The 255-nt window shown below is 53.7% G+C and carries 1 pseudogene; it reads left to right on the plus strand.

The window, feature by feature from the left end:
* Window positions 1–255: pseudogene (locus JW499_RS22230) on the plus strand (hypothetical protein); the annotation flags it as partial.

Here is a 255-nt window from a genome sequence, read left to right on the forward strand (position 1 = left end):
TCGGCTGGGCATCGATGGTTATATCGCGGACAACCAGTTCCGCAAGCGTGATCCACGCTTTATCGATTCAGAGACGTACGCAGAGCAGCAAGCCAAACGCCGACAAGAACGAGGATCGACCCGGGACAGGAAACGGTTTATTCCAGCTGACTTCGACTACGATCCTGTCACCAAGAGTTGTCGTTGTCCGGCAGGCAACGGGATGTGGTTAGGGTTTGAGGGACAGATAGACGGTCGTGATGTGATTCGTTTCCA

The sequence above is a fragment of the Amphritea pacifica genome (assembly GCF_016924145.1).
GTDB classification, from domain to species: Bacteria; Pseudomonadota; Gammaproteobacteria; order Pseudomonadales; family Balneatricaceae; genus Amphritea; species Amphritea pacifica.